This window comes from Streptomyces sp. NPDC047117, assembly GCF_040643545.1.
Lineage (GTDB): Bacteria > Actinomycetota > Actinomycetes > Streptomycetales > Streptomycetaceae > Streptomyces.
In genome coordinates this window covers 1-25,148 of sequence record NZ_JBEYUN010000004.1, presented here as the reverse complement: position 1 = coordinate 25,148, position 25,148 = coordinate 1, and the positions used below count along the sequence as shown (strand labels likewise).

21 protein-coding genes are annotated in these 25,148 nt (G+C 74.2%); 7 read left to right on the top strand and 14 right to left on the bottom strand.

Annotated features, from left to right (window positions below):
• Positions 1-73 precede the first annotated feature (73 nt).
• The 8 genes from fxsT to ABZ840_RS08685 form a co-directional block, all read right to left on the bottom strand.
• Positions 74-3,070 (bottom strand): FxSxx-COOH system tetratricopeptide repeat protein, encoded by a 2,997-nt coding sequence (gene fxsT, locus ABZ840_RS08720; RefSeq protein WP_361555501.1) that lies wholly within the window; start codon positions 3,068-3,070, stop codon positions 74-76.
• Between the two features lie 100 nt (positions 3,071-3,170).
• Positions 3,171-4,568, bottom strand: a complete 1,398-nt coding sequence (locus tag ABZ840_RS08715) for an HEXXH motif-containing putative peptide modification protein (RefSeq protein WP_361555499.1) — start codon at positions 4,566-4,568, stop codon at positions 3,171-3,173.
• Entirely contained in the window at positions 4,565-5,755 is a 1,191-nt protein-coding gene (locus tag ABZ840_RS08710) for an FxsB family cyclophane-forming radical SAM/SPASM peptide maturase (protein ID WP_361555496.1), read from the bottom strand. Before ABZ840_RS08710 ends, ABZ840_RS08715 begins: the two co-directional genes overlap by 4 nt.
• A 160-nt stretch (positions 5,756-5,915) precedes the next feature.
• A complete protein-coding gene (gene fxsA, locus ABZ840_RS08705) occupies positions 5,916-6,146 on the bottom strand; it encodes an FxSxx-COOH cyclophane-containing RiPP peptide (RefSeq protein ID WP_361555493.1) in 231 nt (76 codons plus the stop codon).
• 58 nt (positions 6,147-6,204) lie between these two features.
• Positions 6,205-9,501 carry an SAV_2336 N-terminal domain-related protein gene (locus ABZ840_RS08700; RefSeq protein WP_361555490.1) on the bottom strand — a complete coding sequence of 1,099 codons (3,297 nt, stop codon included), beginning with the start codon at positions 9,499-9,501 and terminating at the stop codon, positions 6,205-6,207.
• A gap of 4 nt (positions 9,502-9,505) precedes the next feature.
• Complete coding sequence (locus tag ABZ840_RS08695) at positions 9,506-10,528, bottom strand: MoxR family ATPase (protein WP_361555486.1); 1,023 nt, start codon at positions 10,526-10,528, stop codon at positions 9,506-9,508.
• A 110-nt stretch (positions 10,529-10,638) separates the two neighbouring features.
• Positions 10,639-12,666 carry a trypsin-like peptidase domain-containing protein gene (locus ABZ840_RS08690; RefSeq protein WP_361555483.1) on the bottom strand — a complete coding sequence of 676 codons (2,028 nt, stop codon included), beginning with the start codon at positions 12,664-12,666 and terminating at the stop codon, positions 10,639-10,641.
• Positions 12,663-13,094, bottom strand: coding sequence for a CU044_2847 family protein (locus ABZ840_RS08685; RefSeq protein WP_361555480.1), 432 nt, complete (start codon positions 13,092-13,094; stop codon positions 12,663-12,665). The genes ABZ840_RS08690 and ABZ840_RS08685 overlap by 4 nt, the downstream gene beginning before the upstream one ends.
• 126 nt (positions 13,095-13,220) lie before the next feature.
• Between ABZ840_RS08685 and ABZ840_RS08680 the strand changes: the two genes are divergently transcribed.
• The 4 genes from ABZ840_RS08680 to ABZ840_RS08665 all read left to right on the top strand — a co-directional run bounded on the left by ABZ840_RS08680 (position 13,221) and on the right by ABZ840_RS08665 (position 16,494).
• Entirely contained in the window at positions 13,221-13,400 is a 180-nt protein-coding gene (locus ABZ840_RS08680; protein ID WP_018536135.1) for a DUF6104 family protein, read from the top strand.
• 116 nt (positions 13,401-13,516) lie between these two features.
• A complete protein-coding gene (locus tag ABZ840_RS08675) occupies positions 13,517-14,395 on the top strand; it encodes a DUF4097 family beta strand repeat-containing protein (protein ID WP_361555477.1) in 879 nt (292 codons plus the stop codon).
• Between the two features lie 3 nt (positions 14,396-14,398).
• The gene (locus ABZ840_RS08670; protein ID WP_361555474.1) at positions 14,399-15,436 is read left to right on the top strand and encodes a helix-turn-helix transcriptional regulator; all 1,038 of its coding nucleotides are present in this window, start codon (positions 14,399-14,401) and stop codon (positions 15,434-15,436) included.
• Positions 15,437-15,615: 179 nt separating this feature from the next.
• On the top strand, positions 15,616-16,494 hold the full coding sequence (locus tag ABZ840_RS08665) for a hypothetical protein (RefSeq protein ID WP_361555471.1): 879 nt from the start codon (positions 15,616-15,618) through the stop codon (positions 16,492-16,494).
• A gap of 36 nt (positions 16,495-16,530) precedes the next feature.
• Here ABZ840_RS08665 and ABZ840_RS08660 read toward each other — a convergent pair whose 3' ends face one another.
• The 6 genes from ABZ840_RS08660 to ABZ840_RS08635 all read right to left on the bottom strand — a co-directional run bounded on the left by ABZ840_RS08660 (position 16,531) and on the right by ABZ840_RS08635 (position 21,726).
• Positions 16,531-17,082 carry a Clp protease N-terminal domain-containing protein gene (locus tag ABZ840_RS08660; protein WP_361555468.1) on the bottom strand — a complete coding sequence of 184 codons (552 nt, stop codon included), beginning with the start codon at positions 17,080-17,082 and terminating at the stop codon, positions 16,531-16,533.
• On the bottom strand, positions 17,082-17,291 hold the full coding sequence (locus ABZ840_RS08655) for a helix-turn-helix domain-containing protein (protein WP_361555465.1): 210 nt from the start codon (positions 17,289-17,291) through the stop codon (positions 17,082-17,084). Before ABZ840_RS08655 ends, ABZ840_RS08660 begins: the two co-directional genes overlap by 1 nt.
• A 74-nt stretch (positions 17,292-17,365) precedes the next feature.
• On the bottom strand, positions 17,366-18,610 hold the full coding sequence (locus ABZ840_RS08650; protein WP_361555462.1) for an extracellular solute-binding protein: 1,245 nt from the start codon (positions 18,608-18,610) through the stop codon (positions 17,366-17,368).
• A 192-nt stretch (positions 18,611-18,802) separates the two neighbouring features.
• Entirely contained in the window at positions 18,803-19,411 is a 609-nt protein-coding gene (locus ABZ840_RS08645; RefSeq protein WP_361555459.1) for a HutD family protein, read from the bottom strand.
• Complete coding sequence (locus tag ABZ840_RS08640; RefSeq protein ID WP_361555456.1) at positions 19,411-20,373, bottom strand: zinc-binding dehydrogenase; 963 nt, start codon at positions 20,371-20,373, stop codon at positions 19,411-19,413. The genes ABZ840_RS08645 and ABZ840_RS08640 overlap by 1 nt, the downstream gene beginning before the upstream one ends.
• A 147-nt stretch (positions 20,374-20,520) precedes the next feature.
• The gene (locus ABZ840_RS08635; protein ID WP_361555453.1) at positions 20,521-21,726 is read right to left on the bottom strand and encodes an NADP-dependent malic enzyme; all 1,206 of its coding nucleotides are present in this window, start codon (positions 21,724-21,726) and stop codon (positions 20,521-20,523) included.
• Positions 21,727-22,266: 540 nt separating this feature from the next.
• Between ABZ840_RS08635 and ABZ840_RS08630 the strand changes: the two genes are divergently transcribed.
• From ABZ840_RS08630 to ABZ840_RS08620, 3 genes are all read left to right on the top strand, one after another.
• Positions 22,267-23,235, top strand: a complete 969-nt coding sequence (locus tag ABZ840_RS08630) for an ABC transporter substrate-binding protein (protein ID WP_361555450.1) — start codon at positions 22,267-22,269, stop codon at positions 23,233-23,235.
• Between the two features lie 67 nt (positions 23,236-23,302).
• On the top strand, positions 23,303-24,247 hold the full coding sequence (locus tag ABZ840_RS08625; protein WP_361555447.1) for an amino acid ABC transporter permease: 945 nt from the start codon (positions 23,303-23,305) through the stop codon (positions 24,245-24,247).
• Positions 24,248-24,279: 32 nt separating this feature from the next.
• Positions 24,280-25,032, top strand: coding sequence for an amino acid ABC transporter ATP-binding protein (locus tag ABZ840_RS08620; RefSeq protein WP_361556536.1), 753 nt, complete (start codon positions 24,280-24,282; stop codon positions 25,030-25,032).
• Positions 25,033-25,148: the final 116 nt, after the last annotated feature.

Genomic DNA, 25,148 nt, shown 5'->3' with positions numbered 1-25,148 from the left:
GCCGGGCCGCCGCGAGCGGATTCCGGCCTAGTGCGCGGGGCGGCCGTGGCACGCACCCGGCACTGACGTCCCCTCAGATGATCTGCGGTTCGAAGTCCCAGAAGGGCCGGGTACGGGCGCGGGCGGAGACGGTGTGGGCGTGCTGCGGGCCCAGTACGGTGCTCAGCCCGGTCAGCGCCTCCTCCTCCAGCTTGTCGGCCTCCTGGCGTTTGCGCAGGCCGCGCAGGTCCGCGGCGAGCGCCACCTGGCCGGAGAGGGTCAGTGGGTGGCGCAGGCCGAGGGTGGCGACGGCCCGGGTCACGGTGTCCCGGCCGAGCTCCGCCGCGCTCTCCGGGTCGCCCGCGAAGTTGCGGGCGGCCGCGGCGTTCAGCGCGCAGCCCAGCGTCCAGGGGTGGTCGGGGCCGACGGCCCGGTCCATCCCCGCCAGCGCCTCCTCGGTCAGCAGCAGGGCCTGCTGCCGCTCGCCCGCCGCGCGCAGCACCAGCGCGTGGTTGGCCCGCGCGCCGATGGCGTACGGGTGGGCCTCGCCCAGCTGGAAGCGGTACCGGTCGGTGACCCGCTCGCCGATCTCCCTGGCCTGGTCCAGGCTGCCGTGCTCGCGGGCGAAGCAGGAGTAGCTGACGCCGACCATGAGGGTCAGCGGGTCGGTCTCGCCCAGCACCCGTTCGCACCGCTCCAGGACCCGGGCCAGCAGCCGGCCGGCCTTGGGGCGTTCGCCGGAACGGTAGAAGCACAGCCCGAGGTTGTGCTCGGCGCGGAGCGTCTGGGGGTTGTCGTTGCCCATGACGATGCGGTGCACCCGGGCGCTGTGCTCCTGCACCGAGGTGGCCTCGGCGTACCGGCCGAGCAGCCGCAGGTCGGTGGCGACGTGGATCTCGGAGAACAGGGACCAGTTGTGGCGCGGGCGCAGCAGCTCGCGGCGGGCCTCCAGGGTGCGGCGGTTCAGCGCGAGGGACTCGGTGTAGCGGCCGAGGAGGCGGAGCGAGACGGCGAGGTTGTTCTGCGCGTTGAGGGTGCGCGAGTCCTGCTCGCCGACCAGGTCGGTGTAGCCCTGCAGGACGGTGGTGGACAGCTCCAGCGCCTCGTCGAAGCGGCCGAGGCCGCGCAGGTCGGCGGCGAGCCCGTTGGCGGCGCGCAGGGTGTCCAGGTCGCGCGGGCCCTGGGTGTCGCGCAGGTGGTCCAGGACGATGCGGTCCAGCGCCTCGGTGGCGGCGTAGTCGCCGGTGGCGCGGAGCAGGTTGGCGTAGTGGTAGCTGAGGTCCCAGATCCGCGGGTGGGTGTCGCCGAGCGTCTCCCGCCAGCGGGCGAGGGCGCGTTCGGCGAGCTTGAGCCCGGCGCGGTACTCGCCCGAGAGGTACATGTACCGCAGCACGTTCAGGACCAGGTTCTGCACGTCGGGGTCCCGGCTGACCAGGACGTCGGCGGCCTTGAGGTGCTGGGCGATCTCGGCGAACCGCGGCCAGAGCCGGGTGTCGGTGGGGCGCAGCGGATCGGCCGCGGCCAGGGCGCGCTGGGCGACGCGGCTGTACTCCTCGATCTGCCGGTCCGGCATCAGGGCGCGGACGGTCTGGTGGACCATGCGGTGCATGTAGAGGATCTCGCCGCCGGGCGAGACGTCGTCGGCGGTGACGTCGTGGGACTCGATGCGCACGACGGAGTACTGCAGGAGCTTGCTGAGGGCCTGGTTCCACAGCAGCGGGTCGTTCATCAGCCCGGTCAGCTCCTCCGGCAGGTCGCCGGGCGGGAGCTCGCGGAGCAGCCGTACGGGGATGGCGGCGGGCGCGAAGAAGGAGCACAGTCGCAGCAGGTCGACGGAGGCGGGGACGGCCTCGCTCAGCCGGTTCTGCAGTATCGACCAGGAGGTCTGGTAGGTCATCGGGAAGTCGTGGGCGACCCGGACGACCTCGGCGTCGGCGCCGCTCCCCAGCAGTTCGACGTACTCGTCGACGGACATCGAGGAGTCGCTGAGCCAGCCGGCGGTCTGGTCGAGCAGCAGCGGCAGGTCCTCCAGGGCCTCGGCGAGCCGGTCGGCCTCCTCGCGGTCCAGGCGCGGGGCGCGGCGGCGCACGAAGGCGATGGACTCCTCGCGGGTGTAGACGGGGACCTCGAACATCATGCTGTTGTGCTCGCCCCACTCGCGGTTCTGCGAGGTGAGCAGTACGTGGCCGGGCCCGGAGGGCAGCATGTCGGCGACGTGTTCGGGCTGGTCGGCGCCGTCCAGGACGAGCAGCCAGCGGGAGGAGGGGTCGCCGCGGCGGAGCGCGTCGCGGACGGCGCGCAGCCGCTCGCCGTACTCCTGCCCGGTGGTCAGCCCGAGGGCGGGGGCCAGCTCGGCCAGCCGCTGGCGCATGGGGGTGCGCTCGCCCGCCGAGACCCACCACACCACGTCGTACTCGGAGCCGAAGCGGTAGACGTACTCGGTGGCCAGCTGGGTCTTGCCGACGCCGGACATGCCGTACAGCGTGCAGACGGCGGCGCCGCGCTCGGCCTGCTGGAGGCGGTGGTAGACGTCGGCGAGGAGGGGCTCGCGGCCGGTGAAGCGGGTGTTGCGGCGCGGCACGCCGCCCCAGACGCGCGGCTGCTCCTGGGGGTAGCGGGGGCCCTCGCCGTCCTCCTCCGGGTCGGGGTGCGGGTCGGCGTCGATGCCGAGCCGGGCCAGCAGGCGGCGTTCGGCCTCGCGGGCGCCGACGTCGGCCAGTTCGGCGGCGCCGAAGACGGCGGTGGCGGTGGGCAGCGCGTTGGTGGTGACGGAGACGGCGGCGAACTTGTCCTGGCGCTCGGCGACGACCGTGCGCAGCGCGCCGTTCCACTCGTCGTGGCTGCGCGGGCCGAGCTGGATGTACCAGTCGCTGAGCACGATGAGGACGGTGCCCTCGGCGAGCGCGAGGTCGCGCAGCGCGTCCTCCAGCGGGGTGCCGGCGCGGGGGTCCCAGCGCTGGAACGCGACCCGCATGCCGTGCCGTTCCAGCCGGTCGCCGATCCAGGCGGCCCAGGCGCGGTTGAACCCGGCGAAGCTGATCGTGACGGGTGGCCGGCCTCCGTGCGAAAGGGTCCTGCGCGCTGCGGGCATTCGAACGACTCCCTCGTCTTGCGTACGAACGAACGGCCGGGCAAGGACCGTCAGAGCTGCCCTCGTGGGGAACATACACCGGCGAACCGGTCGTCGGCGGTCATCGCGCGTGCTGACGTCGCCACATCGTCCGCGAGGTCTCCACGTAGGCGCTCGCCCGGGCCAAGTAGCCCTCCGGAGGCGGCCGTTCCCGCAATCGGGTGAGCCGGTCCGCCATGGCTCCGACCAGCACGCGGCCGGCCGGGGTGAGGGCGCGCGAGCCGAGCAGCGTGGACAGCGCGGCGCCGACCTGTTCCCGGCAGCGGGAGTGCTCGGCCCAGGCGGTGTGGCGCTCCAGCGCGTTCTCGGCGGTCAGCGCGAAGCGCTGCCAGTAGTCGGCGAGGGCGAGGTGGGAGTACGTGCCCTGGAGCAGTCCGTCGAAGGGGCGCGGGTCGGGCCGCCAGGGTGCCCAGTGCCGGGTGGTGCCGGTGTCGTGGTGCAGCGGCGTCAGCTCGGTGAGCGCCGAGAGCTTGGCGTGCTGGAGCTCGTGGACGAGCGTGGCGGCGAGGAAGGCGGGGGTCTGCGGTGCGGAGCTGAGGACCGCGCCGAACGCCTCGCGGCGGGTGCCGCTGCAGTGTGCGGGGCCCGCGGCGTGCGGGCCGGCCTGGGGCGGCGGCGCGAGCGGCACGATGCAGTCCAGCAGGATGCCGGCCTCCAGGGCGCGGGTCGGGCCGCCGCGCTCCAGCAGCGGCCCGGCCCCGGCCCAGGCGGCCTGCCAGCCGGCGCGTTCGGCCGTGCCGAGGGGTTCGGCGGGCTTGAGTCCGTGCCGCTCCAGGCCGCTGTCGGCCGTGCGGAACGGGTCGAGGTCGTCGAGGAGTACCGGGCGCGGGCCGCCGGTGAGTGGGCGCAGCGGCCGCCACGCGGGGGCGGCCGACTCCCAGATGCCGTCGGGCCGGCGGCACAGTACGGCGGGCGGCCCCGCGGCCGGGCGGAGGGTCAACCTGCCGCCACGGTGGGTGAGTTCGACGTCGGGCGGTGGCCCCCGGTGTCCGGCGTCCGGGCCGGGCAGGGCGTGGGCGCCGAGAGTGGGCAGGGCGAGCGTGCCGTTCGCGGCACGCAGCCGCAGCGTGAACGGGAGCCCGGCGCGGGCGGCAGCGGCGGCGGCGACGGCCCCGAGGTGTTCCAGGTCGGGCAGGAGGTCCGGCGGCGGGACGGCGGCCGCGAGCCCGCGCAGGACCCGCCGTACCCAGGGCCCGAGGAGCGGGTAGTACAGCACCTGGCGGGTGGCGTCCCGGCCTGCGCGGTCCGCCGCCTCCAGCAGCCCCCAGTGTTCGGCGACCCGGGCCGCCGCGGACCGCGGCACGGTGGGGGTGCGGGCGGTGTCCACGGCGTCCAGCAGCGCGCGCAGCGCCAGCAGCCGCCGTACCCGCTGGTCGTCGACGAGCAGCCCCAGCACCTCGGCCCCGCCTTCGGACCGTCCCAGCTGGCGCAGCAGGTCCAGGGGTATCCGGCTGCTCATCGCGCGGGCCCCCGCGCCGCACCGGCCAGCCGTCCCGCCGCGTGCCGGATCAGGCGCTGGAGGTCGGCGCAGTACACCGAGGGGTTGGCGAAGCCGCTGCCGTGCCGGTAGCGGTGCGCGTACTGGCCGCCGCCGCACACCCGTACCAGCGGGCAGGCGCGGCACACGGGGGCGAGGGCCGCGGCGCCCGCGTGCCGGGCGGCGACGCCGGGGTGCGCGAGCGCGTCGTCGAAGGTGTGGTGGAAAACGTCCAGGCCGGTGGCGGCGGCGCCCTCGTACGCGGACTTCAGGGAGTCCACCTGCTCGATGCTGCCGTCGGTCTCCACGACGACCGCGGTGAACGGCGTCAGGCCCAGCGACTCGCCGCCCGCCGGCGCGCCCATCAGCAGTGCCAGGCACTCCTCGAAGAGCCGGACGCCGGGCTGCCCCGGGCCGCCGTCCCACCAGGCGTCGAAGGCGGCGGCGAGCCAGTCGCCGTACGGGGTGGGGCGGTCGGCGGTGTCAGGGGTGAGGCCCGGTGGCGGGGTGGTCCAGTTGCCGTGCGGGAGCAGCAGGTCCAGGCGTGGCGGGCGGAGCGCGGCGAGCGAGGCGTAGGTCTCGGCCGGGTCGGTGCGCGGGTCGACGACGGCGAGGATGCCGGCGTACGCGTCCGGCTGCACCTCGGCGAGCAGCCGCAGCCCGCGGACGGCGCGCGACCAGGCGGGGCGCCCCGCGTGGTCCACGCGCGCGGCGTTGTGCGCGGGCAGCCCGCCGTCGAGGCTGACGCCCACCCGTATGCCGTGTGCCGCGAGGGTGCGCAGCCGGTCGCGGGTGAGCAGGGTGCCGTTGGTCTGCACGGTGGGGTGCAGGGCGCAGTCCGCCGGCAGCAGGGCGCGCAGCCGGTCCACGGCGCGGCCGAGCCGGCCGGCGCCGGCCAGCAGGGGCTCGCCGCCGTGCAGGACGAGGGCGGCGTGCGGGAGGCGGTGGGCCGCCACGTGCTCGGCGATGCGCCGGGCCGTGCGCTCCAGTACCGCGTCGCTCATCATGGCCGGGCGGTCCCGCCAGCCGTGGTCGGCGGCTTCGTAGAGGTAGCAGTAGCGGCAGGCGAGGTTGCAGTGGCCGTGCACCTTGAGGACGAACTGCCGGAAGGGGTGGACGTCCGGCCGGTCCGCCGCCGGGCCCGCGTCCCGTACGGTCTGCTGCGCCACGTCGGCACCCCCAAAGCCGCGGCCCGTGCAGGGACGGCCCCCGTCGCCGGTCCGTGGCGGAGTATCCCTGCGGGGCGGCGTCACCAAACCGGCTCCGATCGGCCGTGTCCGGTTCCGTCGGTCCCAACGACCGAAAATGTTCGGGTGACGTCGGTTCACGTCAGAAGGCGCTGTTGAAGCCCCACAGCATCTCGGTGGGTTCGTCCACCCGGGTCCGTATCCGCTCCAGCACCTCGGCCAGTACCGGGTGCTCCACCGTCCGCAGCTCCGCGAGGTCCAGCGCGAGCAGGTCCGGCAGTTCGGGCAGCTCGCCCGCCGGCGCCACCACGGCCCCGGCGGCCCCCGCGCGGTCCACCGGCCGCGCCTCCGTGTCCTTGCCGCTCGCGCTCATCGCTTGCCCCTTCCCGCCAACTGCCCCCGTTGCGAGGTCGCTTACAGGCTGCCGCCTGTCACCTGCCGATGTCCACGATCCGGCGCGAGGTCTCCTCGGCCGCGGGCCCGCCCCCGTCCGGCAGCCGCCGCCACTCCTCCAGGGCCAGCCGGTAGGCGTCCCGCGCGGCCCGCGGCCGGCGCGCGTCCTCGTACACCTCGCCCCGCAGGTGGTACGCGCGGGCGCACAGCCGTACGGCGGGTGCGGGGTCGGCCGCGTCCTCCTGGGCCGCGCGCGCCGCGTCCGCCGCCCGCCGGTACGCGTCCGCCGCCTGCTCCAGCTGCGCGTCCAGGCGGGTGCGGCGGTGCGCCAGCCGGTGCGTGCCGCCCAGCTCAAGGAAGCACTCGGCGCGCACCATCGGGTCGGCGGCGGACTGTGCGGCGAGCCCGAAGAGGTGCTCGGCCTCCCGCAGGTCCACCCGGTCGTCGTCGGTCCTCCGGAGCATCAGGGCACGGCCCAGGGTCAACAGCCGCCGCGCCAGCCGCGGGTCGCCGGCCGCCGTCTCCATCCGGCAGTCCCGCAGCACCCGGACCGTGCGGTGGACGACGGCCCGGCCGCCGGGCTCCCGCGCCCGGCGCATCAGCGCCTCGCCCCACTCCTCGATCAGGTCGCCGTAGCCCTCCCGGTCCCGCGGCACCGCCCGGCAGGCCGCTTCGTAACCGCGGTCGGCCTCCGCCAGATGCCGTACGTCGCCATCCGCCTCGAAGCGCCGTACCGCCAGCCGGGCGGCGCGCACCCACACGTTGGCCCGCTCGTCCGGCCCCTGCGCGGCCTCCTCCATCTCCTCGATCAGCCGCCCGGCGCGGTCCAGCGCGCCGCCGGTCAGCGTCAGCAGCGCGTCGGCCAGCTCCAGCCGGGCCCACAGCCGGGCTTCCGCGGGCGCGTCCTCGGCGGCCATCGCGTCGGTCGCGTGCGTGAGCGAGGCCGCCGCCTGTTGTGCGTAGGCCGCGGCCTGTTCGCGGTCGGCGGCCGTGCCGGACAGCCGCAGCAGCGCCCGCCCGTGCGCCAGCGGCAGGCCGAAGGGCTGGGCCTCGTCGTACGGCCAGGCGTCGGCGAACGCCTCCAGCATCCCGACCGTCTCCTGGAGCAGCCCGCTGTCGCCGCCGAGCTGCCACTGCTCCTCCAGGACCCGCACCCGCTCCAGGGTGATCGCCAGGGCGTGCCACGGCTCCAGGCCCGCGGTCGCGCACACGGCGGTGAACTCCCGGTCGGCGCGGCGCAGCAGCTCCAGCGCGCCGCGCCCGTCGCCGGCCGCCCGCCGCTCCGCCGCTTCCCTGTGCAGCACCCGGCCCAGGGCCGTGCGGGCCCGCGCGGCGCCGGACTGCGCGGCCGTGCGCGCCGCGTCGTGCGCCTCGCGGAGCAGCGCCCGGCCGCCCTGCAACTCCCACAGCCGCAGCAGGGTCTCCGCCAGCTCGCTCCACAGCACCGCGTCGGCGCCGCGGTGCCGTTCGCCCTCGGTGGCGTGCCGCAGCAGCTGCACGGCGTCGATGAGGTTCTGGACCATGCCGTCGGCGGCGAACCGCCGCACCAGGTCCTGGGAGCGGCGCACCGCCTCCGAGGACGCCGGGCCGCCGGGGCCCTCGTACGCGTCGGCGGAGACGCTGCGCAGCGGGATGAACCGCTCCAGGACGTGCGCCGCGACCTCGGCGAACGGCTGCGGTACGCGCACGCCGGGCCCGTCGGGCAGGGGCGGGGTGCGCAGCCGCGCCACCGACTCCACGGCGTCCGCGAGCCGGTCGCCGGTGAGCTGGGCGATGGCGAGCGCCGGGAAGTTCGGGCCGCCCTTGCCGAACCGCTGCTCCACGTACGCGGAGCAGTGCTTGAGCACCAGGAGCGCCTCGTCCCTGCCCAGCGGACCGAGCAGCACCTCCTGCACGCCCTTGACGAACTCGTACCAGGGGCCGCCGGCCATCGACTCGCCGTCCGTGCGCGTCAGCAGCCCGCCGAGCAGCACCTCCGACAGCTCCGCGGGGCCGGTGCCGGGCAGCATCGTGCGCTGCACCAGCTGCATCACCGGCAGGCACAGCGGCGCCGCCGCCAGATAGACGGCGAGCTGGGCCGCGCCGGGAGAGGCGGCGCGCCGGAAGCGCGCGACGACCTCGGTGGCGGGCAGCGGATCGCGGGGCCGCGGCGCGGGGGCCGGCGGCTGGTCGGCGCGGAGCCAGCCGACGGCGGCGGGCACCTGGCCCGCGCCCGTGCCGGAGAGCAGCCTCGCCCAGGCGGCGAGGGCGCCCGCCGCGGGCGGCAGCACCGGTACCGGCAGCGCGCCGGGCGCGGCCTGCGCGGTGTCACCCGTGAAGTGCAGGGCCGTGGCGTACGAGGGGCCCTCGCCGCGGCGCAGCGTGCCGTAGGAGACGGGCAGCCGGGTGCGGGACCACATGCGCTGCGGGAGCGGCTGGAGGACGGCGAGCGGGCCGTGCCGGGCGAGCCGGTGCAGCAGCCGGTGGGCACGGCCGCTGCGCCACAGGGGCCCCGCGCAGTCGCTGACCAGGACGGTGACCCGGCGCCCCGTGGGGTCGCTGAGCTGGTCGGCGGAACGTAACGGCGCATGGCCGGGCTCGAAGCGGCGGGAGACCGCGGGGCGGCCGTCCGGACCCTGGTGCAGGAACTGCACCTGTACGTCCCGGAAGGCGCCCAACTGACCAAAGACCTGCTGGAGTTCGTGCAGCAGCCGGTCCCATACGCACATCGAGGACGAGGCGTCCATCACCAGCTGGAGCGACGCCTCGGCCCGCGGCACCGCCCGGAACACCGGCATCACCAGTCCGCCGGACCGTGCGCTGCGCTCCGCCGTCGCCCGCTCGTCCAGCACGTGCCGCACGGCGGGCGCCGCGCTGCGGTAGCGCTGGAGCGGGCGCAGGGCGCGCTGCAGGGCGAGCAGGTCGGGCAGTGCGGAGGCGGCGGGCACCCCCACGGGCAGGCCGGTGCCGTACGGACCGGCGGGCGCGCCGGAGCCGTCCGTGCCGCCGCTCACGGGCGGGTCCTGGCCGGCCGGGTAGAGCGCGACGCGGGAGGTGCCGGGCGGGCCGGCTGAGCCGCTGCCCGCCGGTTCGCGGTCGGGTCCTGTGCCGCTCGCGGGCCGGTCGGCGCGCGCGGGCACCGCCGTCCGTTCCTCCGGCACCCCGACGCCGGTTTCCGCCGGGCCGGCGTCGCTCTCCCGTTCCGCCGCGGCCTCGCGCGGCCGGTACCACTGCGCCAGCCACAGGGCGTCGGCCAGCTCCCCGGCGTCCGGGTCCAGGCCCGCGCCGCGCAGCGCGGCGACCACGTCGGCCCAGCTCTGCGGGGCGGTGGAGTGTCCTGCACGGTCCCGCGTCACGGCGTCACCTCGGCCGGTCGAGGCGCTGGATGAGGAGGTCGGCGAGCCGGTCGCGGGTGGTGGGGGCCGCCTGGTGGGTGAGGTAGATGGCGTTCAGCAGCTGGTCGGCGGCGAGCAGTTCGCTGCGGGAGCGTTCGAGGAAGCGGGCGATCAGGTCGTCGCCCGCGCGGGCCGCCTCCTCGCCGAGGTGCGCCCGTACGACCGTGGCCAGCCGTTTGTGGTCGGGCTGGCCCAGCTCCAGGTGGATGCAGCGGCGCAGCAGCGGGGCGGGGAAGTCGCGTTCGCCGTTGCTGGTGAGGATGACGAAGGGGAAGGCGTGGCAGCGCACCCGGCCGTCGCGGATGCGTACCTTCTGCCCGTCGTCGGTGAGCACCTCGACCTCGGGCTCCCGCTCGGCCAGCCGCTCCAGCTCGGGGATCGAGAACTCGCCCTCCTCCAGGACGTTCAGCAGGTCGTTGGGGAGGTCGATGTCGCTCTTGTCCAGCTCGTCGACGAGCAGGACGCGCGGCTGCGCGGTGGGCAGCAGGGCCGTGCCGAGCGGGCCGAGCCGGATGTAGCTGCCGATGCCGCCGGGCGCCGCGGCCTGCGCGCCGGGCCCGCCGGCCGCCCGGCTGCTCGCGGCGATCTGCACGTCCTGGAGCCGGGCGATGGCGTCGTAGTGGTACAGCCCGTCGCCGAGCGTCGTCCGGCTCACGATCGGCCAGCGGAGCACCCTGCCGAGCTTCAGTTCGTGCGCGACGGCATGCGCGAGGGTGCTCTTGCCGGTGCCCGGATTGCCGGTGACCAGCAGTGGCCGGCGCAGGTACAGCGCGGCGTTGACGATCTCCAGCTCCTCGGCGCTGGGCCGGTGCATCTCCGCGACGTGCTCGCCGAGCCGCCGGGTGGAGGAGCTGTCGGTGGCGGGGCCCGGCGCGACGAGCGGGGCGCCGTCGAAGTCCCGCCAGGGCGGTGGGTCGGGAAGGGCCGCGATGCCGTCGTGGGGCTCGCCCGTGCCGCGGTAGATGAGCCATTCGTTCGGTTCGCTCACTGCGAACTCCTCGTCACTGGTGGGTCATCGGCGGTTGCGCACCGGCCACGCTCCGACCGTATCGGGACCGGCGGCGGCCCGGTAGGAGCACACGGAAAGACGCGCGTCCCTCACGGTGTCTCCAGCACGTCGGCGTCCCCCGGGAGCGGCCGCCCGGGATCGTCGTACAGCAGCGTGATCCCGCGTGACCAGTATGCTTCCGGCTCCGCCGCGCCGATGCCGGCGCGCAGCTCACGGACGGCGGCGGGCAGCCGGTGGGCGGTCGTCCCGCTCTTGACCGTGCGCAGGATCCCGCGGTGGTACTCCCCGCACACGGGGTCCGTGCGCTCCCTGCGCCACAGTGCCACCGGATGGCCGCTGCCGACGATCCGGCGGATCGCCTCGCGCCCTCCGTCCCCGCCGGGCATCCGGCACAGCACGGGGAAGAACCGCGCTTCCAGATCGCGCAGCGCGTCGGCGGTGACGTCCTCGGGGCGGCCCTCGTCGCAGTCGACGCAGGCGTGTTCCATGCCGTCCTCGTGCAGCCGCGCCCAGCGCTCCTGCGGCGCGGGCCCCGGCGCCGCGCCCTCCTCCGGCGGGGACTCGGCGGGCCGGTCGGCGCAGCGCACCACCACCGGCCGCAGCTCGCCGATCGGCGGGGAGCCGGGCGGAATCCGCCAGGTGTCCACCGCCAGGTCCAGCAGCGCCTGCCGGAGGGCGACCTCCAGGACGGCGGGGCGGCCCGGCTCGTCGCTGCGGCGGAACGCCTCGCCGAGCGGCCCGGCCAGCTCTGCGGGCAGGTCGGCCAGCGCCGTGCCGTGCCGGCCCTCGCCCAGCGGCAGGTCGCCGGTGGGTCTGCTCGCGGCGATGTACCAGTCGAACCGGCCCTGCTCCCAGGCGCGTTCGGTGATCTCCAGCAGCACCGAGGGCAGCGGGACGGCGGCCGCGGCCTCCTCCGCGCGCCGGGACCGGCCGATCGCGCGGGCCCGCACCCGGGCGTGCCACTCGGCACCCAGACGGCTCCTGGCCAGCGGCGGCAGTTCGGTCATCGCCAGGTCGCGCACCCAGTCCCAGACCGCGTCCGCCGCCTCGGCCGCCGCCGGATAGGGGTGCTCGGCGGTCGCCGCGTACACCGCGTACCGCAGCACCGCCTCCAACTCGCTGTGTATGTCGCGCAGTTCGAGCCGGTCGAGGTAGACCTCCAGACCCTCGCGCCAGCCGCGGGGCGCGAGCCGCAGCTCCTCGCCACGTCTCGGGAGCAGCTCGTCGACCAGCGCCACCAGCGCGGGCGTGCCGGCCGGCGGCGGCAGCTGGGCCAGCAGGCCGTGCAGCACCACCCGGCGCTTGGGCGTCAGCGCGGCGACGGTGGCGGCCGCGGCGGGCAGCCCGCTCTGCGCCTCGGTCCAGGTGTCCCGGGCCTCGCTGACGTCGGCGTGCAGATCGGCGTGGTGCCGGTCGTGGGCGTGCAGCACGCGGTGGTACGGATCGTCCTCCTCGCGGCCGATCCGGACGCCGGGGACGCCGATGCGGCGCAGCTGGGCCAGCGGGATGCCGAGCCCGCCGTCCCGCGCGCCGCCCCGCCGGCCCTTCAGTACGCCGATGACCTCGCCGCGCTCCACGTCGACCAGCGGCCCGCCGGACAGCCCCTCCGGCATCTCGTCCTCATTGCCCAGCCGCAGCAGCCCCTGGTCGCCGAACTCGCCCCGGACCCTGCAGCGCCCGTCGAACGCGCCGACCGTCCCGGCGATCTCGGTGTACCCGAAGTAGGCGACACGCTCGCCGCCGTGCGCCCGCCCCGTACGCGGCGAGAGCCAGCAGCAGGCATGTGTGATGGGCCGGAGCAGCCGGATCAGGGCGAGGTCGGGCGCGGGCAGCCAGCCGTCGGTGCGCGCGGCGGGTTCGGCCCATTCGACCCGGCCGCGCACGCTGCCCCCTTCGAAGCCGACGCCCACTTCGCCCCCCTCGCCCTCCAGCGCCACGTGGGCGCAGGTGAGCACCCAGTTGGGGGCGACGAAGAAGCCGCTGCCCCAGAGGGACGGCTCCGGCGGCCCTTCGTGGGGATACCCGTCGTGGGCGGCGTGGATGCGCACGGTGGCGGCCTTGACGAGCGGGGCGAAGCGCCGGGAGAAGTACGCGTCCGGATCGTGCGCCCCGTTCATGCGCCGCCCCCGGTCCCGCCCTCCGCGAGGTCGGCGGGCGGGCCGCCCTGCCAGGTGAGGGTGACGTTGATGGCGGCCTTGGCCTCGCCGTCGGCGAGCAGCCCGACCAGGCTGCCGGACTTCCCGCTCAGCTCGATGCCGAACTGCACGCTGACCTCGTCGGGCCGCAGCCCCTGAAGTGCGCCGGCGAGCGACCGGGCGACACCGTGCACCAGCCCGTCCAGGCTCTCCATCCGCCCGAGGACGCGGTCGGTGAGGAAGCCGCTGTCGACGTAGTCGGTGCCCTCTCCCCCGCCGCGCCGGCCGCTGTCCACGTACGCCGCGCTCCGGGGCCGCGGCAGGAGCCCATCGGCGCCGGATATCCGGGCCCAGACGGGCGTACCGTCCGGCAGTTCGATGCGTGCGACACGCGTCGTGTCCTCGCTCATGCCACCCCCCGCTGCAGCTGCGCCAGGAGGCCGGCCGGACGCTCGGTGCCGATGCGGACCCCCCGACCGCGGCTGCCTATCCTGACCTGGAATGTCTTACCCCTACCCCTTTAGCGGAGCGCTCACGTGTATTTCACCGACCGAGGCATCGAGGAGCTGGAGAGCCGGCGCGGCGAGGAGGAGGTGACCCTCGGCTGGGTCGCCGAGCAGCTGCGCACGTTCGTCGACCTCAACCCCGACTTCGAGGTCCCGGTGGAGCGGCTGGCGACGTGGCTGGCGCGGCTGGACGACGAGGACGACGAATAGGGGCGCACGGCGGCGCCCCGGCGCGCGCGGCGCTTGACGTGACACGACCGCGATATATCGTGTTCCGTAGGGAACACGATATGTTGCGTTGCCCGTCCACACAGGGGAGGCCTGTCATGTCCGTCAGGAAAGAGTGGCCGGACGGCCCGGTCGAGGTGACCGGACCACGCACGCTCGACGTCGACGCGGCGGTGACCGCGCTGCAGGTACGGGTGTACGGCGGCACCGTCAACGTCGTCGGCAGCGCGACGGCCGAGCGCACCCGCGTCGAGATCGGCGAGATCAAGGGCCCGCCGCTGACCGTCTCCTACGACGACGGCACGCTCACCGTCGGCTACGACGACCTGCCCTGGCGCGGGCTGCTGCAGTTCCTCGGCCGCAAGGGGTGGCAGCGCGACGCCGTCGTCTCGGTGACCGTCCCGGCCGCCGCCCGGGTCGAGGTCGGCACGGGCGACGCGAGCGTGGTGCTCTCCGGCGTCACCGGGCGCACGGAGCTGCGCGGCGTCTCCGGCGACACCACCCTGGTCCGGCTCACCGGACCGGTGCGCGCCGAGACCGTCACCGGCAGGGTCGAGGCCCAGGCCGTCACCGGCGACCTCCGCTTCCAGTCCGTCTCCGGCGATCTGACCGTCATCGACGGCGGCGGCAGTGCGGTGCGGGCCGAGTCGGTCACCGGCGGCATGGTCGTGGACCTGGACCCGGCGGCCAAGGGCACCGACGTGCACCTGACGACGGTCTCCGGCGAGGTCGCCATCCGGCTGCCGGACCCCGCCGACGCCGAGGTGGACGCCAGCACCACCAGCGGCCGGGTCTCCAACGCCTTCGACGACCTCCGGGTCGGCGGCCAGTGGGGCACCAGGAGCATCACCGGACGGCTCGGCGCGGGCACCGGACGCCTGAAGGTCACCACCGTCTCCGGCTCCCTGGCGCTGCTGCGCCGCCCGCGCTCCGAGGACGCCCCCGCCGACCCGCCCGCCGACAAGAAGGTGCTGTAACCCATGCCCCCCGTCTTCGCGCACGGCCGTCTCCGTCTGTACCTGCTGAAACTGCTGGACGAGGCGCCCCGCCACGGTTACGAGATCATCCGGCTGCTGGAGGAGCGCTTCCAGGGCCTGTACGCACCGTCCGCCGGCACCGTCTACCCGCGGCTGGCCAAGCTCTCCGACGAGGGCCTGGTCACGCACGCCACCGAGGGCGGCCGCAAGGTGTACTCCATCACCGGGGCCGGCCGCGCCGAACTGGCCGCACGCGGCGGCGAACTCGCCGAACTGGAGCTGGAGATCCGGGAGTCGGTGGCCGCGCTCGCCTCCGACATCCGCGAGGACGTCAGCGGCTCGGCACGCGACCTGCGCCGCGAGATGCGCGAGGCCGCCCGGGCCACCCACAAGCAGGGCGCAGGCACGGGTGGTACGCGGTCCGGCAGCGGCGGGCCGCAGGGCCACCCCGATCCGGCGGACTTCTTCGACCGCGCCTACGGCGACCCCGACGCCTGGCGGCAGGCCAAGGAGGAGTTCCGGCGCGCCAAGGAGGAGTGGAAGGAACAGGCCCGGCGGGCCAAGGAGGAGAGCCGGCGCGCCAAGCAGGAGGCGCAGCGCGCCCGCAAGCAGGCCAAGACCGCCAAGGACTCCGCGCGCGAGGAGGTGCAGGAGGCCATCCGGCGGGTGCAGGAGAAGGCCCAGGACCACGTGCGGTCGGGCGACTGGCAGGGCGCGGTGCGCGAGGCGCTGTCCGAGGTGTCCCGCGAGGTCGGCCGCTTCACCGACGGCCTCACCGGCGCGGCCGGCCCCACCGGCCTCACCAAGGACACGCCTCCCGGAGCGGACACGGCGACCCCGCCCGCCCCTGCCTGGGCGAACGATCCGGCCACCGGCGATCCGGCCCGCGACCTGGACCGGCTGCTGGACCGGTTCCGCGACGACGTCCGGGACGCCGCACGCGATCACGGCGTGGACGAGGAGCAGTTGGCGGAGGCCCGCAGGCAGCTCGCGGCGACCGCGGCGCACATCGGTGCGCTGCTGCGCCGTTCCGCACGATAGTCACACACGGTCATTTTCGAAGGGCTGGGTTCACCCCGGGTAATCGGGGCACCCGGCCCTTCGCAGGGCCGTTCGTCCACCCACGGACCGACTACGGCGTTCCGTAGACCCCTGGCCTTGCCCACGCTTAGAGTCAACTCTTCTCGCTCATAGGGATCTTGAAGGCCATGAGGTGTGCGATGTCGGAATATCCCGCGGTTGCCCGTCGGCTGTGGCACCAGCTCGAACCGCTCCACGCCACCCTCTACTACTCCCCCGAGGCCTTCGAGGAAGCGGCGGCCCTCGGCTACGACGTCGGCACCCGCTGGCCCAGCTACTTCGCCTGGCGCACCGCTCCGCTGGGCGCCGCCGGGCCCGAGCTGGTCGCCGCCACGTACTACAGCTTCAGCCCGCGGATGGTCGAGCAGTACGTGCCGCTGATCTGGTCGACGGCCGCGCCCGCCAAGGTCCTTGAGGCCCGGCTGCGCGCGATGGACCGGGTGCTGCGCCGGCTGATGGGCGACCGGCTGACGAAGGACCAGATCACGGAGGCGGCCCGGCTGGCCCGGCAGGCCGCGGAGAACGCCATCCCCGCCGCCCGCCCGCTGGCCGCCGCCAACCTGGACCTGCCCTGGCCCGCCGAGCCGCACCTGGAGCTGTGGCAGGCGCTCACCGTCCTGCGCGAGCACCGCGGCGACGGGCATCTGGCCGCGCTGCTCACCGCGGGCCTGGACCCCTGCGAATCACTGGTCTCCTTCGCCGCGGTGGGCGCTGCTCCGGAGGACCACTTCCGCAGCCGCGGCTGGTCCTCGGCGGAGTGGCGCCAGGCCCGGGACCGACTCGCCGCGCGCGGCTGGATCGCGCCCGACGGCCGGGCCACCGACCGCGCCCGCGAGGGGCGGGAGGAGATCGAGCGGCAGACGGACCGGCTGGCGGCGGGCCCCTGGCGGGCGCTGGGCCGGGCCCGCGCCGACCGCCTCGCGCAGCTGGTCAACCCGCTGCTGGCGGCCGTCTTCGAGTCCGGGCACCTGCCGAAGACCACCACCCTCGGCATCGGCCGGATCCGGGTCGCGTACTGACGCCCGGCGCCGGCGCCCGGACGGCGGCGGGCGACGTCAGGCCGCCCGGGACCGCTCGGCGAGCACCCGCTCGACCTCGCCGCGGGTCACGCCGTACTCCGCCAGGACGGCCGTCGCCACGCCGGTGCCCGTGGTCAGTGCGAGCAGCAGGTGCTCGTCGCCGATGTGCTTCTCGCCGCGGCCGAGGGCGATCCGCAGCGAGCGCTCCAGCACGCTCTTCGCCTCGCGGCTGAACGGGCGCCGCCCGAAGCGCCCCCGCGCCTTCGTCCGCGCCAGCGCGCCGGCCCCGTGCTCGGCCTCCACCCGCGAGACGATCTCCTCGACGTCGATGCCGAGCCCGGCCAGGGCCGCGGTGTCGGCCGGCGAGAGGCCGCCGCGGCGGCGCGCCTGCGCCAGCGCCTCGGTCACCGCCGCCCGGCGCGCGGACGCCCCGAGCGCCGTCAGCGCCCCGGCCGCGGGCGTGCCCTCCCGTTCCAGCAGGGCGAGGAGCAGCTCCTCCTCGCCCACCGTGCCGCTGCCCGTGCGCTCGGCGCAGGCGACGGCGCCCCGTACGACCTCCCGGGCACTCACCGTGAACTTCTCGAACATCAGCGCCTCCCGTGCTTCTTGTGGACCGCCTGCCGGCTGACACCCAGCTCGTCGGCGATCTCCTGCCACGACCAGCCCTTCACGCGGGCACTGCGCACCTGTACGGCTTCCAGCTGCTCCAGCAGCCGGCGCAGGGCGGCGACGGCCCGCAGCCCGATACGCGGGTCCCGGTCGCCCGCCCGCTCGGCGAGTTCCGTTGCTTCCGTCATGGTGTCAATTTAGGTTGACGCGCCCCGCGCGTCAACCATGGTTGACGAACGGGAGCGCGGACCGGTGCGGCCGCTCAGGAGACCTGCGACATCTCGCTGTCCGCCTTGTGCTGGATGGCGGAGAGCACGGCCGCCGGATCCCCGCCCTTGCTGACGGCCCGGGCGATCCGCTTCTGGAGCGCGGCGGTCACCTGCGGGCCGCCGACCGTGTCCAGCTGCGGGAACTGCGCGTCGCGCAGCTGGTCGACGAAGGGCCACAGCGCACGGTGGTGGCCGTCGGCGCGCATCGCCTCGGCGGCCGGGACGGTGACCGGCAGCGTGCCCTGGTGCTCGGCGTACCGGGTGACGTTCGGCGTGCTGTAGAGGAAGTCCAGGAACGTGCCCGCCTCCCGGACGTGCCCGCGCTGCTGGAACGCCACCAGCCAGTCGGTGCTGCCGGTGGGCGTCGCGGCGCCGCCCTGCCGCCGCGGGAACGGGGCCGTCGCGTACCGCAGGTGCGCCCGGTCGGCGCGTGCCATCAGCGCCGGGTGGGCGAGCAGCATGCCGGCCTTCCCCCCGACGAAGGCCCGGTAGGCCTCGGACCGGTTCAGCCCCGCGCCCTCGGGGCCGGTCAGGCCGGGCGCCACCAGCCGGTCGCGGAGGGCGCGGAGCGCCGTGGTGTTCTGCGGGGAGTCCAGGATCCAGCTGCCGCCGAGGCCCACGTAGCCGCCGTTGTTGCCGAGCAGCCAGCTCAGCGCCTCGTCCTCGGCGGCCTCGGGCCCGAGCTGCAGCGCGTACGGCGTGCGCACGCCCGCTTCCTCCAGCGCCGCGGCGTCCGCGGCCAGTTCGTCCCAGGACGTCGGGGGGCCGTCGAGACCGGCCTTCTTGAACAGCTTCTTGTTGTAGAAGAGGCGCGGCGTGCTCGCGCGGAACGGCAGCCCGTACTGCACGTGGCTGATCTCGCCCGCGCGGGCCAGCGCCGGGACGAAGTCCGCCTGGGTGGCGATGGAGAGCAGGTCGTCCGCGCTGTAGAGCCGCTCGGACCGCGCGTACGAGGCGAAGGCGCCCGTCTGCGCGATGTCCGGCGCGTCCCCGGCCGCGACGCGGTCCGCCACCGCCTCGGTGAGCCGGGTGTGCGGCACCGGGTCCAGCTCGACCGCGATGTCCGGGTACTGCTTCTCGAAGGCGGCGACGAGGCCCTGCCAGTAGGCGGTGGTGTCCGCGGCGTCCGCGCCGTAGTCGGCGACCACCACCTTCAGCGTGACGTCCGCGTTCCCCGGGCCGCCCGTGCCGCACGCGCCGAGCGAGAGGGCCAGCGCGGCGGCCACCCCCGATGCCACGCACCGGAAGCCGGCCGCCCGTCTCGTCGCCCCTGCTGCCCGCCCCGCCGCGCATAAGGAAGCGCGTCGCCGCCGTATGACCATGTCCGCCCCTGTGCCGAATTCCCACTGGCGAACGAGTGGTTCCCCCCGGCCGTCCCTCCGCCATCCCTGGGCACATGCTCACCCACGGGCCGCACGCGGGCGCGGAAATCAGCCGCCGACGGGTGTGACGGACGGGACGAGTGTGACGACGGCGGCGACGCCGTCCGGGCCCGCGTCGAGGTCCGCCGAGATCCCCGCGGGCAGCAGCGCGGCGTCGTACCGGCCGAGCCGCACCGGCTCCCCGGCCGCGGCGGGCGTCAGCAGCGCCTCACCGGCCACCGCCACGACCAGGACGGCCGCCTGCGGGCCCGCCGCCGGGCTCACCGCGTACCGGCCGCGGGCCATCGCCACGTCGGCGGCGCACCGCCCCTCCCGCACCATGACGTTGAAGTTGACGACGGGGCCGCCGGCGAGCCGGCAGTCCGTGGCGGCGCCACCGGCGAACGACAGCGGCCGGAACCGCTCGGTGACGGCCGTCCGCTCCCCGTCGATCGTCAGCTCCAGCCCGTCCCCGGCCACCATGGTGAGGATGCGCCGGACGCCGGGCAGCGGGGAGTACGGCCCGTCCCGGTCCACGTCCGCCAGGCTGGCCCGCCAGGCGAAGTCGGACCAGCCGGCGCCGGGCGGCCCGGCGGCGATCTCCCGGGTGGTGCCGCCCCCGTTGCTCCAGGGGGCGGCGGCGCGTCCGGCGGCCGGCAGCAGTCGTACGGGCTCCATCAGACGGTCAGCACGACCTTGCCGAAGAGGTCACCCTCCGCCATCTTCGCGAAGCCCTCGCGGGCCCGGTCCAGCGGCAGCTCGGAGTCGATGACCGGCTTGACGCCCTTGGCGGCGCAGAAGTCCAGCAGCCCGGCCAGCTCCTCCTTGCTGCCCATCGTCGAGCCGACGACCTTCAGTTCCAGGAAGAAGATGCGGTTCAGCTCGGTCTTCTCGGGGTTGAAGCCGCTGGTGGCGCCGGAGATCACGAGCGTGCCGCCGGGCTTGAGGGACTTCACGGAGTGCGACCAGGTGGCGGCGCCGACGGTCTCGATCACGGCGTCGACCCGCTGGGGCAGCCGCTCGCCGGACGCGAAGGCGCCCTCGGCGCCCAGCTCCAGCGCCCGCTTGCGCTTGGCCTCGTCCCGGCTGGTGGCGAAGACCCGCAGGCCCGCGGCCGCGCCGAGCGCGATCGCCGCGGTGGCCACGCCGCCGCCCGCGCCCTGGACCAGTACCGAGTCCCCGGGCCGTACGCCGGCGTTGGTGAAGAGCATCCGGTACGCGGTCAGCCAGGCGGTCGGCAGGCAGGCGGCCTCGGCGAAGGTGAGCCCCTTGGGCTTGGGCAGCACGTTCCAGGCCGGGACGGCGACCTGCTCGGCGAAGGTGCCCTGGTACCGCTCGGTGAGGATCGAGCGGGGCTCCTTCGGGCCGACGCCGTGGCCGGTCTGGCCGATCACCGAGTGGACGACGACCTCGTTGCCGTCCGCGTCGGTGCCGGCCGCGTCGCAGCCGAGGATCATCGGGAGGGCTTCTTCGCCGAGCCCCACACCGCGCAGCGACCAGAGGTCGTGGTGGTTGAGGGAGGCGGCCTTGACGTTGACGGTCGTCCAGCCGGGGCGGACCTCCGGAGCCGGGCGCTCGCCCAACTCCAGGCCGCTGAGCGGATCGTCACGGTCGATTCGGGCGGCGTAGGCAGCGAACATGATCCGAACGTACGCCGGGGGTGCGTCGTTGCGGAACCACTACGGGGTGTGACGCGCGCCGCGCCGCGGCGGCAGGGGACGGCCGCACAAAGCACCGCGCCGCCGCCGTACGCATCCGGTCGTACGGCGGCGGCGCGGTGTGACGCGTCAGCGGCGGGCGACGCCCTCGGCGCGCGCGGCTGCGGCCACGGCGGCGGTGACCGCCGGGGCGACCCGCTCGTCGAACGGGGAGGGGATGACCTTGTCCGCGCTCAGCTCGTCCGCGACGACGGCGGCCAGCGCCTCGGCGGCGGCGAGCTTCATGCCCTCGGTGATCTGCGACGCGCGCACCTGGAGGGCGCCCGCGAAGATGCCCGGGAAGGCGAGCACGTTGTTGATCTGGTTCGGGTAGTCGCTGCGCCCGGTGGCGACGACGGCGGCGTACTTGTGCGCCACGTCGGGGTGGATCTCCGGGTTCGGGTTGGCCATCGCGAAGATCAGCGAGTCCTTCGCCATCTTCGCCACCGCCTCCTCGGGGACCGTGCCGCCGGAGACGCCGATGAACACGTCCGCACCTTCCAGCGCCGACTCCAGCGAACCGGTGAGCCCGCCCTTGTTGGTGAAGCCGGCCACCTCCCGCTTGACGTCGGTGAGGTCCTCGCGGTCCGCCGAGACGACGCCCTTGCGGTCGCAGACCGCGACGTCGCCGATGCCCGCCTCGATGAGGATCTTGGCGATGGCGACACCGGCCGCACCGGCGCCGGAGATCACCGCGCGCAGCTGCCCGAGGGAGCGGTCGGTGAGCTTGGCGGCGTTGCGCAGCGCGGCCAGCGTGACCACGGCGGTGCCGTGCTGGTCGTCGTGGAAGATCGGGATGTCCAGCTTCTCCTGAAGCCGGCGCTCGATCTCGAAGCAGCGCGGCGCGGAGATGTCCTCCAGGTTCACGCCTCCGAAGGAGGGCGCGAGCCGTACCACGGTGTCGACGATCTCGTCGGTGTCGGTCGTGCCGAGCGCGATCGGCACCGCGTCGACCCCACCGAACTGCTTGAAGAGGATGGCCTTGCCTTCCATCACGGGAAGGGAGGCCTCCGGGCCGATGTCGCCGAGCCCGAGCACCGCGGTGCCGTCCGTGACCACGGCGACGACCTGGGACTTCCAGGTGTAGTCGTGGACGAGTTCGGGCTGCTCGGCGATGGCGCTGCACACCTTGGCCACGCCGGGCGTGTACGCGAGGGACAGGTCGTCCCGGTCACGCACCGGCACTGTCGCCTGGACGGCCATCTTGCCGCCGCGGTGGAGCGCGAAGGCCGGATCGAACGGCTCTCCGTCCGTGCTGTCGCTGTCGCTGCGAGGATTGACGATCTCCGCTGCCACTGTTTTGACCCCTTTGTCGTAAATCAGTTGAGGGTGGCCACTCCCTGGTTGAGGGGTGGGCGGGCACCGCGTCCGCGCCCTGAGCGGGGAATGACCACCGCGCGGGGGGAGGTACGGACGCCGGGCGCGCCGCACACGCGCCCTGAGCCCCGGATGAGGGGTGTAACGACCCTTTGTACCCGACGGGCGTGCACCCCGACGAGTCAGATTGGTTACCCTCGCGTTCGCGATTCCGACAATAACCGCGAATACCTCGGAAAGCAGGAGCCCGGATCACCGGGCGTCCACATACCGAGACTTTCGTTCCGGTAACACGTCCCGCCAGGCCTCCGGCGGATCCGTCATCCTTCGTTGACCAGCCATGCCACGTCCGTTATCCGATTTTGACCTGAGCAGCAGTCCGAATAACGGAGTCCGGATGGCAAGATTCCGTGACCGAACGAGGTCGCGATGCCCGAAGGTGTGCGCCCGGCCCCACTCCCGCCGGCTTTCCACGCCTCGGTCCGCAGTCGGCTCATTCCGATCCGCAGGAGGAAACGCATGACCGCAAGCTCCACCCGTCGCCCGGCTTCCGGCAGGTCACGCACGGTCGCCGGCGCGGCGACAGCGGTCGTGGCCGCCCTCCTGCTCAGCGGCTGCGGCGACCAGACGGACGCCGCCATCGCCGCCCGCGAGGCCGCGAAGAACCGTGACGTGCACGCGCCGCTCTTCAAGAAGCTGCCCAAGGCCGTCCAGGACAAGGGCTTCCTCCAGATCGGCTCGGACGCCACGTACAAGCCGGTGGAATTCCGTAAGAACGGGGCGATCGTCGGCATCGACCCCGACCTCGCCGAGGCCATGAGCAAGCAGCTGGGCATTCAGCTCAATTTCAACAACGCCACCTTCGACACCCTCATGGGCGGCCTGAAGTCCAAGCGCTACGACCTCGCGATGTCCGCGATGACGGACACCAAGGAGCGCCAGGAAGGCATCGACTCCACCACCGGCAAGAAGATCGGCGAGGGCGTCGACTTCATCGACTACTTCAACGCCGGTGTCTCCCTCTACGTCCAGAAGGGCAAGAGCTCCAGCGTCTCGGACTGGGCCGACCTCTGCGGGAAGACCATCGCCGTACAGCGCGGCACCGTCTCGCACGACTACGCCAAGGACGAGTCGGCGAAGTGCAAGAAGGGCGGCCAGGAGGAGATCTCCATCGAGGCCTTCGACAACGACTCCGAGGCCCAGACCCGGCTGCGCACCGGCGGTGTGGACGCGGTCTCCAGCGACTACCCGGTCGCCGCGTACGCCGTGAAGACCTCCGGCGGCGGCAAGGACTTCGAGGTCGTCGGCGACCAGGTCGAGGCCGCTCCGTACGGCATCGCCGTGCCGAAGGGCCGGCCGGAGCTGCGGGACGCGCTCAAGGCCGCGCTGGAAGCGATCATCAAGAACGGGGACTACGCCAAGATCCTCGAAAAGTGGCAGGTCAAGGACGCCGGGGTCAAGGAAGTGAAGCTCAACGGCGGCTCCTGAGCCGTACCGAGCCGTACCGCCCCTTCCCGCCCGCTGAACTCCGCCGAACCCCCGAAAGGCAACATCCGTGACTGTCGACGTCGACAAGGCGGCCCGGCCGCCGCAGGACGCCCCGCCCCCGATGCCCGAACCGATCAAGGCGATACCCGTACGCCACTACGGCCGCTGGGTGGCGGCCCTGGTGGTCATCGGCCTGCTCGCGCTGCTCGTCCGGGCCTTCGCCACGGGCAACGTCAACTGGGGCGCCGTCCCGGACTACCTCTTCAACTCGGACATCCTGCGGGGTCTGCGCAACACCCTCCTGATCACCGTGCTGTCCATGGTGATCGGTGTGGTCCTCGGCGTGATCCTCGCCGTGATGCGCCAGTCCAAGAACCCGGTGACCTCGACCGTCGCGTGGTTCTACATCTGGTTCTTCCGCGGCACGCCGGTCTACGTCCAGCTCTTCCTGTGGTTCAACCTCGGCCTGGTCTTCCAGTACATCGACATCATGCCGATCTACAAGGACGAGTGGGCGGACTTCATGACGCCCTTCCTGTGCGCCCTGCTCGGCCTCGGCCTGAACGAGGCCGCGTACATGGCGGAGATCTGCCGCGCCGGCCTGACCGCCGTGGACGAGGGGCAGACCGAGGCCGCGCACGCGCTCGGCATGAGCCACGGCAAGACCCTGCGCCGGATCGTGGTGCCGCAGGCGATGCGCGTCATCGTGCCGCCGACCGGCAACGAGGTCATCAACATGCTCAAGACCTCCTCGCTGGTGATCGCGGTGCAGTACTACGACCTGCTGCAGTCCGCGCAGAACGTCGGCCGCGACTCCGGTGTCGTCGTCGAGATGCTGATCCTCGCCGCCGTCTGGTACCTGGTCGCCACCAGCGTGCTCAGCGTCGGGCAGTACTACCTGGAGCGCTACTACGCCCGCGGCTCCAGCCGCCAGCTCCCGCCCACCCCGCTGCAGCGCGCCAAGGCCAAGCTGTCCGGTGGTGCCAACCACCCCGCCGGAGGTGCCGCATGACCGCCAGCAAGTCCGCTTCGAAGGCCGTCCCCATGGTGAAGGCCGAGGGCGTCCACAAGTCCTTCGGCCCGGCCCACATCCTCAAGGGCATCGACCTGGAGGTCGCGCCCAAGGAGGTCTTCTGCCTGATCGGCCCGTCCGGTTCCGGCAAGTCGACCTTCCTGCGCTGCATCAACCACCTGGAGAAGATCAACGCCGGCCGGCTCTCGGTCGACGGCGAACTGGTCGGCTACCGCGAGGCCCACGGCAAGCTGTACGAGCTGCGCGACAAGGAGGTCGCGGCCCGCCGCCGCGACATCGGCATGGTCTTCCAGCGCTTCAACCTCTTCCCGCACCTGACCGCGGCGGAGAACATCATGGAGGCGCCGGTCCAGGTCAAGGGCGAGTCCAAGGCCTCGGCCCGGGAGCGCGCGCTGAAGCTGCTGGACCGGGTCGGCCTGAAGGACAAGGCCGGCAACTACCCCTCGCAGCTCTCCGGCGGCCAGCAGCAGCGCGTGGCGATCGCCCGCGCGCTGGCCATGGAGCCGAAGCTGATGCTCTTCGACGAGCCGACCTCGGCGCTCGACCCCGAGCTGGTCGGCGACGTCCTGGACGTCATGAAGGACCTGGCGGCGGACGGCATGACGATGGTCGTCGTCACGCACGAGATGGGCTTCGCCCGGGAGGTCGGCGACTCGCTGGTCTTCATGGACGACGGCGTGGTCGTCGAGTCCGGCCACCCGCGCGACGTCCTGACCAAGCCGCAGCACGAGCGCACGAAGTCGTTCCTGTCGAAGGTGCTCTGAGGCACGCCGGAACGACGGAGGGGCGGTGCGGGCCGTGGCCCGCTACGAACGCGGGCTGCTGAGCCCGGAGAGCTGAACGCCATGACGCACAACCGACTGCCCGTCACCGTCCTGTC

What these genes read in the sequence shown, in the direction of transcription:
- fxsT (WP_361555501.1), bottom strand. Translation starts at nt 3,070, where the DNA reads ATGCCCGCAGCGCGCAGGACCCTTTCGCACGGAGGCCGGCCACCCGTC.
- ABZ840_RS08715 (WP_361555499.1), bottom strand. Translation starts at nt 4,568, where the DNA reads ATGAGCAGCCGGATACCCCTGGACCTGCTGCGCCAGCTGGGACGGTCC.
- fxsA (WP_361555493.1), bottom strand. Translation starts at nt 6,146, where the DNA reads ATGAGCGCGAGCGGCAAGGACACGGAGGCGCGGCCGGTGGACCGCGCG.
- ABZ840_RS08690 (WP_361555483.1), bottom strand. Translation starts at nt 12,666, where the DNA reads ATGAACGGGGCGCACGATCCGGACGCGTACTTCTCCCGGCGCTTCGCC.
- ABZ840_RS08685 (WP_361555480.1), bottom strand. Translation starts at nt 13,094, where the DNA reads ATGAGCGAGGACACGACGCGTGTCGCACGCATCGAACTGCCGGACGGT.
- ABZ840_RS08675 (WP_361555477.1), top strand. Translation starts at nt 13,517, where the DNA reads ATGTCCGTCAGGAAAGAGTGGCCGGACGGCCCGGTCGAGGTGACCGGA.
- ABZ840_RS08670 (WP_361555474.1), top strand. Translation starts at nt 14,399, where the DNA reads ATGCCCCCCGTCTTCGCGCACGGCCGTCTCCGTCTGTACCTGCTGAAA.
- ABZ840_RS08665 (WP_361555471.1), top strand. Translation starts at nt 15,616, where the DNA reads ATGTCGGAATATCCCGCGGTTGCCCGTCGGCTGTGGCACCAGCTCGAA.
- ABZ840_RS08660 (WP_361555468.1), bottom strand. Translation starts at nt 17,082, where the DNA reads ATGTTCGAGAAGTTCACGGTGAGTGCCCGGGAGGTCGTACGGGGCGCC.
- ABZ840_RS08655 (WP_361555465.1), bottom strand. Translation starts at nt 17,291, where the DNA reads ATGACGGAAGCAACGGAACTCGCCGAGCGGGCGGGCGACCGGGACCCG.
- ABZ840_RS08645 (WP_361555459.1), bottom strand. Translation starts at nt 19,411, where the DNA reads ATGGAGCCCGTACGACTGCTGCCGGCCGCCGGACGCGCCGCCGCCCCC.
- ABZ840_RS08640 (WP_361555456.1), bottom strand. Translation starts at nt 20,373, where the DNA reads ATGTTCGCTGCCTACGCCGCCCGAATCGACCGTGACGATCCGCTCAGC.
- ABZ840_RS08630 (WP_361555450.1), top strand. Translation starts at nt 22,267, where the DNA reads ATGACCGCAAGCTCCACCCGTCGCCCGGCTTCCGGCAGGTCACGCACG.
- ABZ840_RS08620 (WP_361556536.1), top strand. Translation starts at nt 24,280, where the DNA reads ATGGTGAAGGCCGAGGGCGTCCACAAGTCCTTCGGCCCGGCCCACATC.